At 67.5% G+C, this 14,469-nt stretch carries 20 protein-coding genes; 9 read left to right on the forward strand and 11 right to left on the reverse strand.

Annotated features, from left to right (window positions below; all coding sequences use genetic code 11):
• Positions 1-33: 33 nt before the first annotated feature.
• Positions 34-537, forward strand: a complete 504-nt coding sequence (locus tag FFS62_RS14280) for a UPF0158 family protein (RefSeq protein WP_137973502.1) — start codon at positions 34-36, stop codon at positions 535-537.
• On the opposite strand, the gene dtd is transcribed toward FFS62_RS14280, so the two are convergent.
• Together dtd and pip are read right to left on the reverse strand one after the other, a co-directional pair.
• Positions 500-937 (reverse strand): D-aminoacyl-tRNA deacylase, encoded by a 438-nt coding sequence (gene dtd / locus FFS62_RS14285; RefSeq protein ID WP_137973503.1) that lies wholly within the window; start codon positions 935-937, stop codon positions 500-502. The genes FFS62_RS14280 and dtd overlap by 38 nt on opposite strands.
• A complete protein-coding gene (pip, locus tag FFS62_RS14290; protein ID WP_137973504.1) occupies positions 934-1,905 on the reverse strand; it encodes a prolyl aminopeptidase in 972 nt (323 codons plus the stop codon). The genes dtd and pip overlap by 4 nt, the downstream gene beginning before the upstream one ends.
• A 91-nt stretch (positions 1,906-1,996) precedes the next feature.
• Here pip and FFS62_RS14295 point away from each other — a divergent pair, with 91 nt between their 5' ends.
• A complete protein-coding gene (locus FFS62_RS14295) occupies positions 1,997-2,428 on the forward strand; it encodes a hypothetical protein (protein ID WP_137973505.1) in 432 nt (143 codons plus the stop codon).
• Between the two features lie 32 nt (positions 2,429-2,460).
• Here the strand turns inward: FFS62_RS14295 and FFS62_RS14300 are convergent, their stop codons facing one another.
• Positions 2,461-3,015: an isoprenylcysteine carboxylmethyltransferase family protein gene (locus FFS62_RS14300; protein ID WP_137973506.1), complete on the reverse strand. Its 555-nt coding sequence runs from the start codon at positions 3,013-3,015 to the stop codon at positions 2,461-2,463.
• Positions 3,016-3,097: 82 nt separating this feature from the next.
• On the opposite strand from FFS62_RS14300, the gene FFS62_RS14305 reads away from it, so the two are divergent.
• The 6 genes from FFS62_RS14305 to FFS62_RS14330 are packed head-to-tail and all read left to right on the forward strand — an operon-like array spanning position 3,098 to position 7,471.
• A complete protein-coding gene (locus tag FFS62_RS14305) occupies positions 3,098-3,505 on the forward strand; it encodes a beta-hydroxyacyl-ACP dehydratase (protein ID WP_137973507.1) in 408 nt (135 codons plus the stop codon).
• The gene (locus tag FFS62_RS14310; RefSeq protein ID WP_137973508.1) at positions 3,498-4,382 is read left to right on the forward strand and encodes an ABC transporter ATP-binding protein; all 885 of its coding nucleotides are present in this window, start codon (positions 3,498-3,500) and stop codon (positions 4,380-4,382) included. The genes FFS62_RS14305 and FFS62_RS14310 overlap by 8 nt, the downstream gene beginning before the upstream one ends.
• Positions 4,379-5,563, forward strand: a complete 1,185-nt coding sequence (locus tag FFS62_RS14315) for an ABC transporter permease (RefSeq protein ID WP_137973509.1) — start codon at positions 4,379-4,381, stop codon at positions 5,561-5,563. The genes FFS62_RS14310 and FFS62_RS14315 overlap by 4 nt, the downstream gene beginning before the upstream one ends.
• Positions 5,548-5,811: an acyl carrier protein gene (locus FFS62_RS14320; protein WP_137973510.1), complete on the forward strand. Its 264-nt coding sequence runs from the start codon at positions 5,548-5,550 to the stop codon at positions 5,809-5,811. Before FFS62_RS14315 ends, FFS62_RS14320 begins: the two co-directional genes overlap by 16 nt.
• The gene (locus FFS62_RS14325; protein ID WP_137973511.1) at positions 5,808-6,917 is read left to right on the forward strand and encodes a beta-ketoacyl synthase N-terminal-like domain-containing protein; all 1,110 of its coding nucleotides are present in this window, start codon (positions 5,808-5,810) and stop codon (positions 6,915-6,917) included. The genes FFS62_RS14320 and FFS62_RS14325 overlap by 4 nt, the downstream gene beginning before the upstream one ends.
• Complete coding sequence (locus FFS62_RS14330; protein ID WP_137973512.1) at positions 6,914-7,471, forward strand: hypothetical protein; 558 nt, start codon at positions 6,914-6,916, stop codon at positions 7,469-7,471. The genes FFS62_RS14325 and FFS62_RS14330 overlap by 4 nt, the downstream gene beginning before the upstream one ends.
• A gap of 301 nt (positions 7,472-7,772) precedes the next feature.
• Here FFS62_RS14330 and FFS62_RS14335 read toward each other — a convergent pair whose 3' ends face one another.
• The 4 genes from FFS62_RS14335 to FFS62_RS14350 are packed head-to-tail and all read right to left on the reverse strand — an operon-like array spanning position 7,773 to position 11,276.
• On the reverse strand, positions 7,773-8,786 hold the full coding sequence (locus FFS62_RS14335; protein WP_137973513.1) for a BtrH N-terminal domain-containing protein: 1,014 nt from the start codon (positions 8,784-8,786) through the stop codon (positions 7,773-7,775).
• Complete coding sequence (locus FFS62_RS14340; protein WP_137973514.1) at positions 8,783-9,190, reverse strand: hypothetical protein; 408 nt, start codon at positions 9,188-9,190, stop codon at positions 8,783-8,785. Before FFS62_RS14340 ends, FFS62_RS14335 begins: the two co-directional genes overlap by 4 nt.
• On the reverse strand, positions 9,187-10,338 hold the full coding sequence (locus FFS62_RS14345) for a beta-ketoacyl-ACP synthase III (protein ID WP_137973515.1): 1,152 nt from the start codon (positions 10,336-10,338) through the stop codon (positions 9,187-9,189). The genes FFS62_RS14340 and FFS62_RS14345 overlap by 4 nt, the downstream gene beginning before the upstream one ends.
• Before the next feature lie 20 nt (positions 10,339-10,358).
• Complete coding sequence (locus tag FFS62_RS14350; RefSeq protein ID WP_137973516.1) at positions 10,359-11,276, reverse strand: dialkylrecorsinol condensing enzyme; 918 nt, start codon at positions 11,274-11,276, stop codon at positions 10,359-10,361.
• 32 nt (positions 11,277-11,308) lie between these two features.
• On the opposite strand from FFS62_RS14350, the gene FFS62_RS14355 reads away from it, so the two are divergent.
• The gene (locus FFS62_RS14355) at positions 11,309-11,740 is read left to right on the forward strand and encodes a DUF2141 domain-containing protein (RefSeq protein WP_137973517.1); all 432 of its coding nucleotides are present in this window, start codon (positions 11,309-11,311) and stop codon (positions 11,738-11,740) included.
• On the opposite strand, the gene FFS62_RS14360 is transcribed toward FFS62_RS14355, so the two are convergent.
• The 4 genes from FFS62_RS14360 to FFS62_RS14375 form a co-directional block, all read right to left on the reverse strand.
• Positions 11,737-12,276: a lipocalin family protein gene (locus tag FFS62_RS14360; protein WP_137973518.1), complete on the reverse strand. Its 540-nt coding sequence runs from the start codon at positions 12,274-12,276 to the stop codon at positions 11,737-11,739. The genes FFS62_RS14355 and FFS62_RS14360 overlap by 4 nt on opposite strands.
• Positions 12,277-12,351: 75 nt before the next feature.
• Positions 12,352-12,606, reverse strand: coding sequence for an outer membrane protein assembly factor BamE (locus FFS62_RS14365; protein ID WP_137973519.1), 255 nt, complete (start codon positions 12,604-12,606; stop codon positions 12,352-12,354).
• Between the two features lie 111 nt (positions 12,607-12,717).
• Positions 12,718-13,320, reverse strand: coding sequence for a DUF924 family protein (locus tag FFS62_RS14370; RefSeq protein WP_137973520.1), 603 nt, complete (start codon positions 13,318-13,320; stop codon positions 12,718-12,720).
• A 3-nt stretch (positions 13,321-13,323) separates the two neighbouring features.
• Positions 13,324-14,334, reverse strand: a complete 1,011-nt coding sequence (locus FFS62_RS14375; protein ID WP_137973521.1) for a class 1 fructose-bisphosphatase — start codon at positions 14,332-14,334, stop codon at positions 13,324-13,326.
• Positions 14,335-14,469: the final 135 nt, after the last annotated feature.

Consider the following 14,469-nt stretch of genomic DNA (forward strand, 5'->3'; position numbering starts at 1 on the left):
GGCTGAAGCTCCCTGCGTAAAGGAGCGACCGCCATGCGCCCCCTGACGATCGACCTGGATGCCCTGGCCGCGGCTCTCGCCGACCAGGATGCCGACCACCGCCTCGACCTGCTCAGCGGCAGGCTGCTGGACATCCCGCCACCCGGCGAAGACCCCGATATCGAACGCCTGCTGGAAGAGGAGCCGGAGCGCTTCCTGGCCTTGGATAGCCTCTCCCCCGGCGAGCGCCTGGCACTGATGCAGGACTTCCTGCCGGAAGTCTCCCAGCCGGACGCCTACACCGCCCTGGAAGCCGCCCTGGCCAGCCGCAAGCCGCAGCGCAGCTTCCACAACGCGCTCAACCAGTTCCCCGACGCACACAAGGACTGGCGGCTCTACGAGGCCGAGCGCCTGCACGAGCTGGCGCTGGACTGGCTGGCAGAGAATGAGCTGGAGCCCAGAAGCGCGGACGCGGGGGAAATCGGCCGGTTCGGCCGTGGATCGCCTGCCGCTGGCGAGCTCAGACCTCCAGCAGGAAGGTCACCGGCCCGTCGTTGACCAGATGCACCTGCATGTCGGCGCCGAATCTACCGGTGGCCACCTGTGGGTGCTGCTCGCGGGCCAGCGCCACCAACTGTTCGAACATGGCCAGGCCCTGGGCCGGCGGCGCGGCGGTGGAAAAGCTCGGACGCAGGCCGCTCCTGGTGTCGGCGGCCAGGGTGAACTGCGAGACCAGCAGCAGGCCGCCATTCACGTCCCTCAGCGACAGGTTCATTTTGCCCTCGGCATCGCTGAACACCCGGTAGGCCAGCATGCGCTGCAGGCCCTTGGCGATGCTGGCGGGATTGTCCTGCGGCTCGATGCCGACCAGCGCCAGGAGGCCCTGGTCGATGGCGCCGACTATCTCTCCATCGACTTCGACGCGGGCGCCACGCACCCGCTGGATCAATAGCTTCACGCGTCTTCCAGCGGCAGGTCGAGCAGGCGCCGGGCCATCTGGTCGGCGGCGCGCACCAGCGCATCGGTGATGCCCGGTTCGGCGGCGGCGTGACCGGCATCGCGGATGATCTGCAGCTCGCTGTTCGGCCAGGCCTGGTGCAACGCCCAGGCGTTGTCCAGAGGGCAGATCACGTCATAGCGGCCATGCACGATCACGCCTGGCAGGTGGGCGATCTTCGGCATGTCGCGCAGTAGCTGGTCCTCCTCGAGGAAGGCCTTGTTGACGAAGTAGTGGCACTCGATGCGGGCGATCGACAGGGCGCGATGCGGCTCGGTGAAGCGATCGACCACCTGCGGGTTGGGACGCAGGGTGGCGGTGCGGCCTTCCCAGCACGACCAGGCTTTGGCCGCATGCATCTGGGCGATCTGGTCCGGGCCGGTGAGGCGCTTGTAGAAGGCCTGCATCAGGTCGCCGCGCTCCTCGGCCGGGATCGGCGCCAGGTAGTCTTCCCAGTAGTCGGGGAACAGGCGGCTGGCGCCCTCCTGGTAGAACCAGTCGAACTCCTGCGGGCGGCAAAGGAAGATGCCGCGCAGTATCAGCGCATGTACGCGATCGGGATGGGTCTGGGCATAGGCCAGCGATAGGGTCGAACCCCAGGAACCGCCGAACAGCACCCACTTGTCGATGCCCAGGTGCTCGCGAATGCGCTCCATATCCGCCACCAGGCTCCAGGTGTCGTTGCCCTCGAGGCTGGCGTGGGGCGTGGAGCGACCGCAGCCGCGCTGATCGAAGGTGACGATGCGGTACAGGTTGGGATCGAAGTAGCGGCGGCTGGCGGCGTCACAGCCGGCGCCCGGGCCGCCGTGGACGAACACCACCGGCAGGCCGTCCGGAGAGCCGCTCTCGTCCACGTAGAGAACGTGCGGTTCCTCCACCGCCAGCTCATGGCGGGCGTAGGGTTTGATCTCCGGATACAAAGTCTGCATGGCGCACTCCCGAGTCTGTGCGTAAGGTCCTTGGACCGTCTGCCGACGGTCAGCCGTGCCGGGCATCATAACCATGAATCGGGAGTTGAACATGCCTACCCAGCGATTTGCTCTGGCTTTTCTACTGATCTGCACGCTGCTCGCCGGCTGCACGCCAAGCGATCCTCAGGCCGCGCTGGAGGCTGCCGTCCAGCAGTTGCAGGACAATATCGAGGCCAAGCGCAACGATGAGGTGCTGGACCAGTTGCACCCGCAGTTCAGCGCCCAGCAGCAATACGACCGCGAGTGGGCGCGGCGCACCATGGCCCTGCTGTTCCTGCGCCACAAGCAGGTGCGGGTGATCGCCATCGGCACCAGCAGCGAAGTCGACCCGACCTACAGCGAGAAGGGCCACACCCGCGCCGAGGTGGCCATGACCGGCGCCGAGGGGCTGATCCCGGACAGCGCCCGGCACTACAGCGTCAAGCTGGAATGGTGGCTGGAGGACGGCGAGTGGAAGCTGGCGCGGCTGAACTGGGAGTAGTCGTAGGGCGGGTGAAACCCGCGCTACGCCAGTTAGAACAAGTAGGGAATAAACATCCGGCTGCGGCCCATGTAGGCACGGTAGTCCTCGCCGAAGTAGGCCAGGCACTCCGCCTCGTCACGCCGTGCCGCCAGGTACAGCAGCACGCTGGCCACTGCGGCCAGGACCAGCGTCACGGGGTGCAGATCCTTCCAGGCAATCCCCCAGGTCAGCAGCAGCAACGAGCAGAACAGCGGGTGGCGGATAAAACGATAGATGCCGCCAGTGACCAGCTGCGAGGTGCGCTCGAAGGCGTACAGCTCATCGTCCTGGCGTTGCTCGCTGGGCTTGCCGTCACGGCGCAGCTGGTAGATGCCGCAGAACAGCACGCTCAGCGAGGCGAACAGCAGCACCCAGGACACCTTCTGGTGCAGGGCGTAGCGATCCTCGAACCACACCGGCGCGTTGAGCACCAGCAGGCCGAGCATCGCCTCCCAGGCGAGGAAGCGGTAGAAGCCGTGGGAACGGGTGTTCTTCAGCGCGCGCCAGGAGATGCCCAGCAACACCAGTGAGCCCAGCGCAAACCCCGCCACCTGCAGCCACGCCATCCCTTTCTCCTCCGTCTGCCGCTTCGCCAGCCCCGTTCGGGCCTCTGATACACTGCCGGCCTCTTCAGTTCCGGCGTACGCAATGGACCGCACCCAACTGCACAGCCTGCTGCCGCACCAGGGCCAAGCCCTGTGGCTGGATGCCCTGCTCGGCCACGACGCCGGCCGCATCGAGGGGCTGTCCGCCTGGCATCACCTGGACGCCCTGGGCCACGACGCCTCGCCCTGCCTGCTGTTCGAGGCCGCCGCCCAGCTGTGCGCCGCGCATGGTGCCCTATATGGCGAGGATAGCGCCATCGACATGGCTCTGGTGGGCAAGCTGTCCCAGTTGCAGCTGCACTTCGAGCCGCAACACCGCGAGGGCGCGCTGCATGTCGCCGCCACCCAGGAGGCACTGAGCCCGGCCGGCGCCCTCTACACCTTCAGCATCCATGCCGAGCAGCGCCTGCTGCTGGACGGCAAGCTCCTGCTGGTACTGGTCCGTGCTTGAACTGAGCAACCTCAGCCACCGCTACCCCGGCGCCGCTACTCCGGCCCTGCAGGACATCGACCTGCAGCTGCAGGCCGGCCAGTGCCTGGGCCTGCTAGGCAGCAACGGTGCCGGCAAGACCACCCTGCTCTCCCTGCTGGCCGGCGTGCTGCCGCTGCAGCAGGGCACGATCCGCTGGGACGGCGAGCGCAGCCTCGGCCTGGTGCCGCAGCAGCTGGCCTTCTATGCCGAGCTCAAGGTGCGCGAGAACCTCGAATTGTTCGCCGACCTCTACCGCCTGCGCGGCGCCGAGCGCGCCCGTCGCCTGGAGCTGTGCATCACCAGCACCGCCCTGGAAAGCAAGCTGCAGCGTCGTGCCGCGCGCCTGTCCGGTGGCGAACAACGGCGGCTGAACTTCGCCATCGGCCTGCTGCAACCGGCGCGCCTGTATCTGTTCGACGAGGCCACAGTCGGCGTCGACGCCGCCAGTCGCCAGCTGCTGCTGGGCGCCGTCGAGCGCCTCACCAGTGAAGGCCACGGGGTGATCTACACCAGCCACTACCTCGACGAAATCGAGCGCGTGGCCCAACGCATCGTCCTGCTGCACGAGGGCCGCGTGCGCCTGGACCTGGACAGTCGACAGCTGCTCGGCGACAGCCACGGCCTATTGCTGGAATGGCAGGGCGAGGAACCCGCCGGCCTGCGCGAGCTGCTGGGCAAGCTGCACCTGAGCGCAGAGACGCTGCCGGGCGGCCTGCGCATCGCCGCGCTGGATGGCCCGCAACTGCTGGAGATCACCCGCTTCCTCGCCGAGCGCCCCGAACTGCCGCACCTGCTGCGCTTCGGCCGGCCTTCGCTGGAGCAGCTCTACCTGCGCCTCAACGGAGGCCGGCTATGAGACTGCGGGCCCTGGTGCGCAAGGAATTCCTGCTGATGCTGCGCGACCCACACGCGCTGGCCGTGCTGTTCATCATGCCGACGCTGTTCCTGGTGCTGATGGCCGGCGCCATGTCCAACTACCTACAGGACAAGCCGCCGGCACTGCGCCTGGTATTGCAGGCAGAGCCCAACGGCAGCTACGAGCAGGTGTTCCGCGCTGCCCTGCAGGCCCAGCTGCCGGGCAGCGAACTGCTGGCGCAGGGCGATGCGCGCAGCGCCAGGATCAGCCTGCCCGCCGACTTCAGCGAGAGCCTGCTGGACGATGAGCGCCAGGGCCTGGCCCTGGGCTTCCCGCCGCAACTGGACAAGCTGTCGCGCCAGCACCTGCGCGGCGCCGTGCGCATCGCCCTGGCGCAGACCCGCCTGCTCGCCTTCCTCGAAGACAATGGCGACGTGGATGCCAGCCTGCCGCTGGCCGAGCGCCTGGCCCTGGTGCAGCAACGCACGCAGAGCCAGATCGAGGAACACGAACTGCTGGCCAGCGGTGACCTCAGCGGCCGGGCCAACGCCAGCCAGCTGAGCGTGCCGGCCTGGCTGATCTTCGGCATGTTCTTCGTCGCCCTGCCGATGGCCGGTGGCTTCCAGCGCGAACAGCAGAGCGGCGCGCTCTTACGCTTCCGCGCCCTCGACCTGAGTCTGGCCACCCTGGCCCTGAGCAAGCTGCTGCCCTACTTCGCCATCAACTTGGTGCAGTTCGCCCTGCTGCTGAGCATCGGCGTGCACGGCCTGCCGCTGCTCGGCCTGCAGGGCCTGAGCCTGCCGGGCAGCCCGGCGGGCTATGTGCTACTCGCCATCAGCCTGAGCCTGGCCACCTGCGGCCTCGGCCTGCTGCTGGCGGCGCTGGCGCGCAGCGCCGAGCAGGCGTTGTTGCTCGGCGGCGGGATCAATATCATCCTCGCCGCACTGGGCGGCATCATGGTGCCGAAGAGCGTGATGCCGGCGGCCATGGGCCAGCTGGCGGAAGTCTCGCCGATGAGCTGGGCGCTGGACGCCTTCCTCACCCTGCTGGTGGGCCAGGGCTCACTCGCCGACATCGCCCCCTACTGTTTCCGCCTGCTGCTGATGGCTGCCCTGCTGGGCGGCGGTGGCTGGCTTCTGTTCCGCAGACGAGCGCAGCAAACGCAATGGACGAACGACTAGAACAACAACTCAAGCAACTGCTGATTCGTGAGTGCGACAAGGAAGACGACATCGACTGGCAGAGCATCGCCGACGATGAGCCGCTGTTCGGCGCCAAGAGCCGCGTGCAGATGGACAGCCTGGACGCCCTGCAGGTGTCGCTGGCCCTGCAGCAGCACTACGGTGTGCGCATCGAGGGTGCCAAGGACGGGCGCAAGATCCTCGCCAGCATCGCCGATATCGCCGCCTTTATCCGCAGCCAGAAATGACCCCGGCCTACCTGCAGCGCGGCGCCCTGTACAGCGCCCTGGGCGCCGACCTGAGCGATGCGGCGAGCAACCTGCTGGCCGACCATCGGCCGCATCCGACGCCCTTCCAACTGCATGAACTGCAGCAGCCGCGCCCCTACTTCGCCGTCGCCGGTGACGAGGTATTGGACGCGCGCCTGGATCGCCTGCTCGGCGAAACCCTGGGCGGCGCAGCGGCCGGCGACTGCCTGCTGATCGTCGCCAGCACCGCGCTGGATATCACCGAGCTGGAAACCCAAGTGGTAGCCGACGGAGGCTTCCGCTTCGAGCATTCCACGCCACTGGACCTGATGGCCGAGCGGCTGCGCCAGCGCCACGGCTTCGCCGATGCCTTCACCCTCAACACCGCCTGCACCAGCGCCGCCAATGGCCTGCTGTATGGCGCGCGCCTGCTCGCCAGCGGCGAATACAAGCAGGTACTGGTGCTGGCCTTCGAGACGCCCAGCGCCATCGCCCAGCAGGGCTTCGGCGCCCTCGACCTGACCAGCCCCAGCGGCGCCTACCGGCCCTTCCATCCCGAACGCGACGGCCTGGTGCTCGGCGAGTGCTACTGCACCGCCCTGCTCGGCCTGGAACCGGGCCCGGCACCGCTGGCCAGGCTGCTCGGCGGTTTCAGCGCCTGCGATACCAGCAGCCTGACCACCACCCGCGAGGACGGCAGCCATATCGACTGGGTGATGCAACGCGCGCTGAACACCGCCGGAGTGACGGCTGGGCAGATCGGCCTGGCCAAGCTGCACGGCACCGCCACCGGCGCCAACGACCTGGCCGAGAGCGCCGGCATGCGCCTGCTCTACCCCAAGGAGATGCCGCCGCTGGCCGTGCTCAAGCCCTGGCTCGGCCATACCCTCGGCGCCTGCGGCCTGAGCGAAACCCTGGTTCTGCTCGCCGCCCTGCGCCAGGGCGCGCTGCCGGCGCTGGACTATGCCGACGCGGCGCTGCTGCCATTGCCCAGCGAACCGACGGCAATTGCGCCCGACGCCCTGCTGCTGGCCAACTTCTTCGGCTTCGGGGGCAATAACGCCAGCCTGGTACTGCAGGGCTGCGCTGCGGGAGAACAGCCATGAAGGTTATTGCCGCCAGCGAAATCCACGGCAGCGCCGCGCTCGACGACAAGGCGCTGAAGGCCGCGCTGAGCCAGTACCTGGCCAGCCCGCCACGGCGCATCGACCGCCTGATCTTCCAGGCCCTGCTCGGCGCCGCCCTGCTCAAGGAGCAGGTGCGCAGCGACTGCGGCCTGTACCTGGCCTCGCGCCACCCGGCGCGGCCGACCATGGGCGCGCTGCTCGACGCCGTGTGCGTGCAGCAGCGCCAGCCCAAGCCCTTCGAGTTCGTCAACAGCGTGAGCAATGCGGCCGGCTTCCATGTCGCCCAGCAATTGGGGCTGGAAGGGCCGAACCTGTTTGTTGGTGCAGGGCCACGGGTGTGGCCACAGCTGCAGCGATTGGCCGCGCTGGACCTGGCCGATGGCCTGGTCAGCCAGGCGCTGCTGGTAGTGGTGGAAGACCTGGGAGATTTCCGCGTGCAGGCGGTGCTGCTGGAACGCGGCGCACCGGCCGCAGTGGCGGCGGGCTTCGCCGCGCTGACGGCGGCGATCGAGGTTCGTCAGCTGAATCTGTAGGAGCGGCTGCAGCCTCAGCGCGTAGGGTGGATGACGCTCTGTTCATCCACCATTGCCCAGCTCGGTGGATCGATGGAGCGCGATCCACCCTACGTAAGCGGTTCACCCCGAGCGGATCAGGCCCTGCGCTTGCTCCAGGCGCCCAGCAGGTAGCCAGGATGCAATCCGGGGTCAGGCCGCACCAGGTTTCCCGGATTGCATCCGGGCTACGACTGAGTCTGTAGGAGCAAGCTTTGCTCGCGAACCTGCCCCGCACGGAGTGATTCGCGAGCAGAGCTCGCTCCTACCGGGTGCGTAAGTCTCAGCCCTTGCGCTTGCTCCAGGCGCCCAGTTCCTTCATCAGCGCCCGCTCCTGGCCGGCGATGCCACGCAGCATCTCGGCGATGGGGCGGAAGTCCGGCGCCTCGCCCTTGCTGCGGCTGGCGCGCACGCAGGCCGAGGCGAACTGGCGCCAGTCGTCGCCGATGGCGGTCAGGCGTGCCGAGGCCTCGCCCAGCTCGGCCGCACCGATCTTCTCGCCGGCCTCCTGCAGGAAGCTGGCGTACATGAAGCGGAAGCCGGCGCCGCCGGTGCCGATCTCTTCCTGCATGCGCACGATATGGGTCAGGTACAGGCGGTTGTATTTGGTCTGCGCCGGATCGAGTTGCTCGACCTGCTTGGCCAGGTGCTGGATGCCGCGGATGCCGATCCACGGCAGCGGCATGCCGTCGAGGATGCGCGTGGTGCCGAGCACGGCCTGGCGGATCAGTTTTTCCCAGTCCTGCTGCTGCGGTACATCATCCAGCCAGTACATCAGGCCCTTGGCCGCCAGCGCACCCTTGGCGAAGCGCGCCTTCTGCAGGTCGGCGCTGGCGCAGCGCACCGGCTCCTCGAACACCGGGTCGCTGATCAGGTACTCATCGCCATCGCGGCCGTAGGCCAGCAGGTTGTGCGCGTTGAAGTGGAAGCGCATCTCCGGCGGGAAGTACGGCAGCCAGAACACCGAGCTCTGCAGGCCGGCCAGGCGGCCCTGGTCGAGCAGCGCATCCAGCTCGCGGCGGCCCTGCTCGGGGTTGCCGAAGGTGCGGCTGTTGAGGCGCGCGCCGAGGCGCTTGCTCAGGGTCTTGATCAGGTGCTTCGGCGGCATGCGATAGGCAATCAGCGGCATGCCGCTGAGCTTGACGATCGGCAGGTAGGCGAAGGCCAGGCCCGAGGCCAGGCCGAAGGCCATCGGCTCGCTCATCGGCAGGCCGGCGTGGCTCAGCAGGCTGGCCATCACCCCGCTCTCGCAGTGGGCGCTCTGACGGTGCTGGAAATGCGGTTCGAAGCTGCTCATGCCGAGGCCTTCTGGTAGCCGATCAGTTGTTCCACCGGCAGGCCGAAGGCTTCGGCGTAACGGGCGAGGATAGACGCGCTCAGGCGCCGGTAGATGGCCGGACGGAAATGCCGGCGGATGCGCCACTGGAACAGCCCGGTGATCTGCGCCAGCGCCGGCTCGTCCAGGCGGTAGCGGTACATCAGGCATTTCAGCGGCGACAGCTCGCCACGTTGCCAGGCCGCCTCGGCCTCGGCTTCCTGGGCCTCCAGCTCGGCAACGGCCAGCTGGGTGGCGTAGGCCTCGGTGTCCCAGCCGTCGCTCTGCGCGCGCTGGTAGTGGCCCTCGGCATCCACGGCGTAGACCAGCTTGCTGTGGCCGCCGTAGGTGGAGCTGTGATCCTGGGGAACCTCGTCAAGCTTCATTGGCCAACCACCGTCAGATGCATGAACGCGCTGGAGAAACGCCCGCTTTCGGGCACGTAGCAGAGCAGGCGCTCGCCACTGCGCAGGCGACCGCCGTTGAACAGCTCCTCGAGGATGATGAAGATCGAGGCGGCGCCGGTGTTGCCCTTGCTGGTCAGGTTGGTGAACCAGCGCTCCATGGGAATCGGCAGATCGGCCTCGGCCAGTCCCACCGCCAGCGGCTCGCGGAAGAACTCGGAGGAATAGTGCGGCAGGAAGTGGTCGATGTCCGCCACGCGCAGGTCGCGCTTGTGCAGGATGCGCTTGAGCGTCTCGACCACCGTGTACTTGACGATGTTGTCGTTGAGCAGCTTGACGTCCTGCTTGATCGCCATCACCGAGCGACGGTTGCGCTCGTCGGCGTCGAAGCGGCTCCAGCCGGCCAGGCCGCCGTCCGTCATTTCCGCCCCGGCGTACATGCACGGCGGCATCTGGTCGGCAAAGGAGAGGATGTCGATCCAGTCGATGCGCAGGCTCAGGCCGCGGGCGTTGGGCTGGCCCTGCAGCCACACGGCGCCGGCACCGTCGGAGAGCATCCAGCGCAGGAAGTCCTTCTCGAAGGCGATCTCCGGATGGGTCTCCAGCTCGGCGGCGCGGCGCTCGTACTCCGCGTCGAAGTTGCGCGCCTGCATCAGCGTGGAGGCCACTTCCGAGCCGCAGGCCACCGCATTGCGGCTCTCGCCGCTGGCGACGCTGAGCCAGGCGTACTTCAGCGCGGTCATGCCGCACAGGCAGATGCCGGCAGTGGTCACCACCTCGCCGGGCGGGCTGCCCAGCTCGCCGTGCACCATCACCGCGTGGCCGGGCATGGTCTGGTCCGGCGACGAGGTGCTGGCCACCAGGCAATCCAGCTCATTCAGATCGAAGCCCGGGGCCTGCAGGTTGCGAATGGCCGCCGCGCTGATCTGCGCGTTGCTCATGGCCGCCTGGCCGCTGGCCGGGTCGATCACGTAGTGGCGGCTCTGGATGCCATTGCGCTTGAGCACCAGGCGCCGCGCCCGCGACGGCTGGCCGCCGACCAGGCCGAGACGCTCCTCCATCTGCTCGTTGTCGACCGGGTCGAACGGCAGGTAGGCGCTGATGCGGTTGATGAAGACGGGATTGGCCACGTTGAATTCCTCGGGTCTCTTCACTCGCCGGACGGGCCGGCGAAGTAGGCCTTTTCACGCAACGTCCGTTCCCTGGACAGCGGAGCCAGCAATTTCTTGAGCAGGGCACCGAGCGGCACCACGGTAACGATCAGGCACAGCAGGAAGACGATATAGACCACCAGGCCGGCGCCGCGGCGACGGCTCTGCTGCGGGCCGAGGGCGGAGAGCAGGCGGCTCCACAGCTGGAAGCTGCGGTTGCCGACCTTCTCGCTGCCGATCAGCTTCTCGTCGATACGCACGGCGCCGAGGCCCTTGAGCATGGGTTCGGTGATGGGCTGGGTGTCGCGGGTCAGGCGCTGCACCATGGCCTCGCCGAAGCGGCTGGCGGCGACGATCTCGCCCTCCTCGATGCCGGCACGCGGCACCCAGGAATAGGGTTTCTGCCGGCCAGTGAACATCCACAGCGGGGTGGCCAGGAAGCTGGCGGCGGTGCCGCAGGCGTCGGTCAGGGCGATATTGTCGACCAGCCGCGCGCCCAGCTCGCTCAGCTTGGCCTTGACCTTCTCCTGGGCCATCAACCACATGTTGCGGCAGCCGATCAGGGTCACCACCGGGGTGTCCTTGAGCAGCCTGGCCGCCTCGGGCGAGGCGAGGAAACTGGTCAGCGGCAGCGACGGTGAGAGGAACCACACCTGGTAGGCGAGAATCACAAGGTCGTAGCGCTTGCCGGCATCCACCTGCAGCGGCAGCAGCGGCTGCGGGCGCATCAGCACGGTTTCGGGGAAGATGCGGAAGAAGCCGAGGAACGGCCAGGGGAAGGGAAAAGGCTGGGCCGGCTGCAGTGCCAGATGGTCGACCTGAACGCCGTCGGCTTTCTCCAGCGGCGCGCATACCGACTGGGTCAGACGCCCCAACTGGCCGGTTTGTGAAAAATGGACCACTAAAACCTGACGCATCCCTTGCCTATTCCCTGCAGAATGGCCGGATTATGCCACAGCGATTTCTTCAAACCGTAACCTGGCCATGCCTGCTGGCGCTGCTGTTCGTCAGTTCACAGACGGTCGCCGGGGACATTCTGGTCAGGGTCGAGGGCAAACAGGCCAATGCCCCCGTGCATCTGGCCCTGCTCTCCGCCGATCAGCCCGATTGGAACGGCTCCATCCTGCGCCAGATCCAGAGCGATGACGGCGAACTGCGCCTGCGCGACCTGCCGCCGGGACGCTACGCCGTGCAGCTGTTCCAGGACCTGGACGGCGACGGCGCGCTGGCCCTCAGCCCGCGCGGGATACCGCGCGAGCCGGTGGGCTTCTCGACCAATCCGACGCTGCTCAAGGGCAAGCCGACGCCCTCGCAGTGCCTGTTCGAGCACGGCAGCGGCGATACCCGGATCACGGTGAAGCTGCGCAGCAAGAAGCGCTAGTCGGCGCGCCAGATCAGCTCGCCGGTGTCGTAGCCGCGGGCGCGGGCCTCGGCCAGCAGGCGTTCGCGCACCTCGTTACTGACTTGCGGCGTGCGCGACAGCAGCCACAGGTACTCGCGATTCGGATGGCCGACCAGCGCGACGCTGTAGTCCTGTTCGAGATAGAGCACCCAGTAGTCGCCCTTGCTCAGGCCGGGGAAGAGCTTGCTGAACCAGTTGTCGAAGCGCACCCACAGCTTGTCGGTGTGCCCCGCCTGCTGCAGCTCGGCCTCACCATTTGCCTCCTGCCACTCGCCATCCTCGCTGCGACAACGGTTGGTCACCGCCACGCGACCGTCGTCCTGCAGGCGGTAATGGGCCTCGGAGGCGACGCAGTGACGCTGGAAGAACATCGGCAGGCGCGCCAGTTCGTACCAGGTGCCCTGGTAGCGCTGCAGGTCGACCTGGCCGGCAGTCTGCGGCGGATCGTCCTGTTCGCCGGAGCCGGCGCAGCCGATCAGGGTGAGCCACAGCAGGGAAAGCAGGATGGGGCGCATGGCGGAGTCTCCTTCGGGCCTGTGCGCTGTTCGACCGCGAGCCAGGCCGAAGGAGCGAGTTATCTCGATCAGGCGTTACTTGAGGCCCTGGCCGGAGAACATCATCACCTTGTCGCCGGCGAACTGGACGCTGATGAAGGTCTTCTCGTCGCCCCAGGTGCAGCTGGTCAGGCCGATGGCGCCGGAACATTCGGTGGGACTGCCGAGCAGGCTCTCCACCTCGGCCTTGGGCATGCCGGCCTTGAGCTTGGAGTAGTTGTCCTGGTTGATCTTGCTGCAGGCGGCGAGCAGGACACAGGCGGCGAGGATGGCGAGGTTGCGCAGCGACATGGGGAACTCCAGAGGAAGGAAAACTGCGAGAGAGCTTGGCACAGGACGCGCCCGATTGCGCCTCTCCGACCCTCGAACTCGCGCACAGTTCGCCGGCCTCGTCGGCGCCTGCTAGAAACGCGAACCCGGTTGCGCGAGAAACGCCAGCTCCTCGGCGGTGGAAGAACGGCCGAGGCTTGCGTTGCGATGCGGGAAGCGGCCGAAGCGACGAATCACCTGGCGGTGGCGCTCGGCGTAATCGAGATAGCCATCGAACGGCGCGCGCTGGTCGGCGGCAACCTGCTCGCGCAAGGCGGCGAAACGCGCGATCGCCTCGTCCTGCTGGGCGAGGTCTTCGGCGTGCTCCAGCACCAGATAGGGAAATACCCGGCAGATCGCCGGCAGCTGGGCATCCACCCCAGACTCCAGGCCCTGGCGAACCAGCGCCTGCGCGCGGGCATCGCCGGAGAAGGCTTGCGGGGTACCGCGGTGGATCATGCGCGGCAGCTGGTCCAGCAGCAGGATCAGCGCCAGCCAGCCCTGCGGCTGTTCGGTCCACTCCTGCAGGCCACCGGCGAGGGCGGCGGCGCAGGGCTCGCCGAACAGACGGCGCGCCTGGTCGTCCTGCTCGGCGCGGTAGCCGAACCACAGCCCCTGGCGGTTGGCAGCCACGGCACTGGCGGAGGCTTCGGCATCACCGAACCACCAGTCCAGCAGCGGCTGCCAGGCACTCATGATTCAGGCCTTGTGATAACCGGTGACGCGCTCGACTTCTTCCTTCGAACCGAGGAATACCGCCACGCGCTGGTGCAGGGACTCCGGCTGGATGTCGAGAATGCGCTGGGTGCCGTTGGTGGCGGCACCACCGGCCTGCTCGATCAGCATCGACATCGGGTTGGCCTCGTACATCAGGCGCAGCTTGCCCGGCTTTTCCGGCTCGCGGGCATCGCGCGGGTACATGAACAGGCCGCCACGGGTGAGGATGCGATGCACGTCGGCCACCATGGAGGCGATCCAGCGCATGTTGTAGTTCTTGCCCAGCGGGCCTTCCTTGCCGGCCAGCAGCTCGGAGACATAGCCCTGCACCGGGGCTTCCCAGTGGCGCTGGTTGGACATGTTGATGGCGAACTCGGCGGTGCTTTCCGGCACGCGGATATTGTCGTGGGTGAGCACGAAGCTGCCCATCTCGCGGTCCAGGGTGAAGCCCATGACGCCGTCGCCTAGGGTCAGCATCAGCATGGTCTGCGGGCCGTAGATGGCGTAGCCGGCACAGACCTGCTGGGTGCCCGGCTGCAGGAAGGCCTTCTCGTCCAGAGTATCGTTCTGGCTCAGGTACTGATCCGGGCAACGCAGCACGGAGAAGATGGTGCCGACCGAGACGTTGACGTCGATGTTGCTGGAGCCGTCCAGCGGGTCGAACACCAGCAGGTAGGCGCCTTTCGGGTACTTGCCGGGGATCTGGTAGGCGTTGTCCATCTCTTCGGAAGCCATGCCGGCCAGGTGGCCGCCCCACTCGTTGGCCTCCAGCAGGATCTCGTTGGAGATCACGTCGAGCTTCTTCTGCACCTCGCCCTGGACGTTCTCGGTGCCCATGCTGCCGAGCACGCCGCCAAGGGCGCCCTTGGACACGGCATGGCTGATTTCCTTGCACGCGCGCGCGACCACCTCGATGAGGAAACGCAGGTCGGCCGGGGTGTTGTGACTGCGGGTCTGTTCGATCAGGTAGCGGCTGAGGGTGACGCGCGACATGGAGGGGCTCCGGAAACTGGGAAAAATCGGCGGCAGTTTAACCGTTTGCGCGCGCGGGCGCCTCTGCCGAACCGGACAGCAGATGAGAGGATGGCGACACGGGGGAAGTTCAAACGCGTGGCCCCGTTGCGGGGC

The organism is Pseudomonas sp. F(2018) (assembly GCF_005508865.1).
GTDB lineage: Bacteria > Pseudomonadota > Gammaproteobacteria > Pseudomonadales > Pseudomonadaceae > Aquipseudomonas.

Bases quoted from the DNA above. Each gene is read 5' to 3' on its own strand.
- FFS62_RS14280 (WP_137973502.1), top strand. From the start codon at position 34: ATGCGCCCCCTGACGATCGACCTGGATGCCCTGGCCGCGGCTCTCGCC.
- pip (WP_137973504.1), bottom strand. From the start codon at position 1,905: ATGCAGACTTTGTATCCGGAGATCAAACCCTACGCCCGCCATGAGCTG.
- FFS62_RS14295 (WP_137973505.1), top strand. From the start codon at position 1,997: ATGCCTACCCAGCGATTTGCTCTGGCTTTTCTACTGATCTGCACGCTG.
- FFS62_RS14300 (WP_137973506.1), bottom strand. From the start codon at position 3,015: ATGGCGTGGCTGCAGGTGGCGGGGTTTGCGCTGGGCTCACTGGTGTTG.
- FFS62_RS14305 (WP_137973507.1), top strand. From the start codon at position 3,098: ATGGACCGCACCCAACTGCACAGCCTGCTGCCGCACCAGGGCCAAGCC.
- FFS62_RS14315 (WP_137973509.1), top strand. From the start codon at position 4,379: ATGAGACTGCGGGCCCTGGTGCGCAAGGAATTCCTGCTGATGCTGCGC.
- FFS62_RS14320 (WP_137973510.1), top strand. From the start codon at position 5,548: ATGGACGAACGACTAGAACAACAACTCAAGCAACTGCTGATTCGTGAG.
- FFS62_RS14325 (WP_137973511.1), top strand. From the start codon at position 5,808: ATGACCCCGGCCTACCTGCAGCGCGGCGCCCTGTACAGCGCCCTGGGC.
- FFS62_RS14330 (WP_137973512.1), top strand. From the start codon at position 6,914: ATGAAGGTTATTGCCGCCAGCGAAATCCACGGCAGCGCCGCGCTCGAC.
- FFS62_RS14335 (WP_137973513.1), bottom strand. From the start codon at position 8,786: ATGAGCAGCTTCGAACCGCATTTCCAGCACCGTCAGAGCGCCCACTGC.
- FFS62_RS14340 (WP_137973514.1), bottom strand. From the start codon at position 9,190: ATGAAGCTTGACGAGGTTCCCCAGGATCACAGCTCCACCTACGGCGGC.
- FFS62_RS14350 (WP_137973516.1), bottom strand. From the start codon at position 11,276: ATGCGTCAGGTTTTAGTGGTCCATTTTTCACAAACCGGCCAGTTGGGG.
- FFS62_RS14355 (WP_137973517.1), top strand. From the start codon at position 11,309: ATGCCACAGCGATTTCTTCAAACCGTAACCTGGCCATGCCTGCTGGCG.
- FFS62_RS14360 (WP_137973518.1), bottom strand. From the start codon at position 12,276: ATGCGCCCCATCCTGCTTTCCCTGCTGTGGCTCACCCTGATCGGCTGC.
- FFS62_RS14365 (WP_137973519.1), bottom strand. From the start codon at position 12,606: ATGTCGCTGCGCAACCTCGCCATCCTCGCCGCCTGTGTCCTGCTCGCC.
- FFS62_RS14370 (WP_137973520.1), bottom strand. From the start codon at position 13,320: ATGAGTGCCTGGCAGCCGCTGCTGGACTGGTGGTTCGGTGATGCCGAA.
- FFS62_RS14375 (WP_137973521.1), bottom strand. From the start codon at position 14,334: ATGTCGCGCGTCACCCTCAGCCGCTACCTGATCGAACAGACCCGCAGT.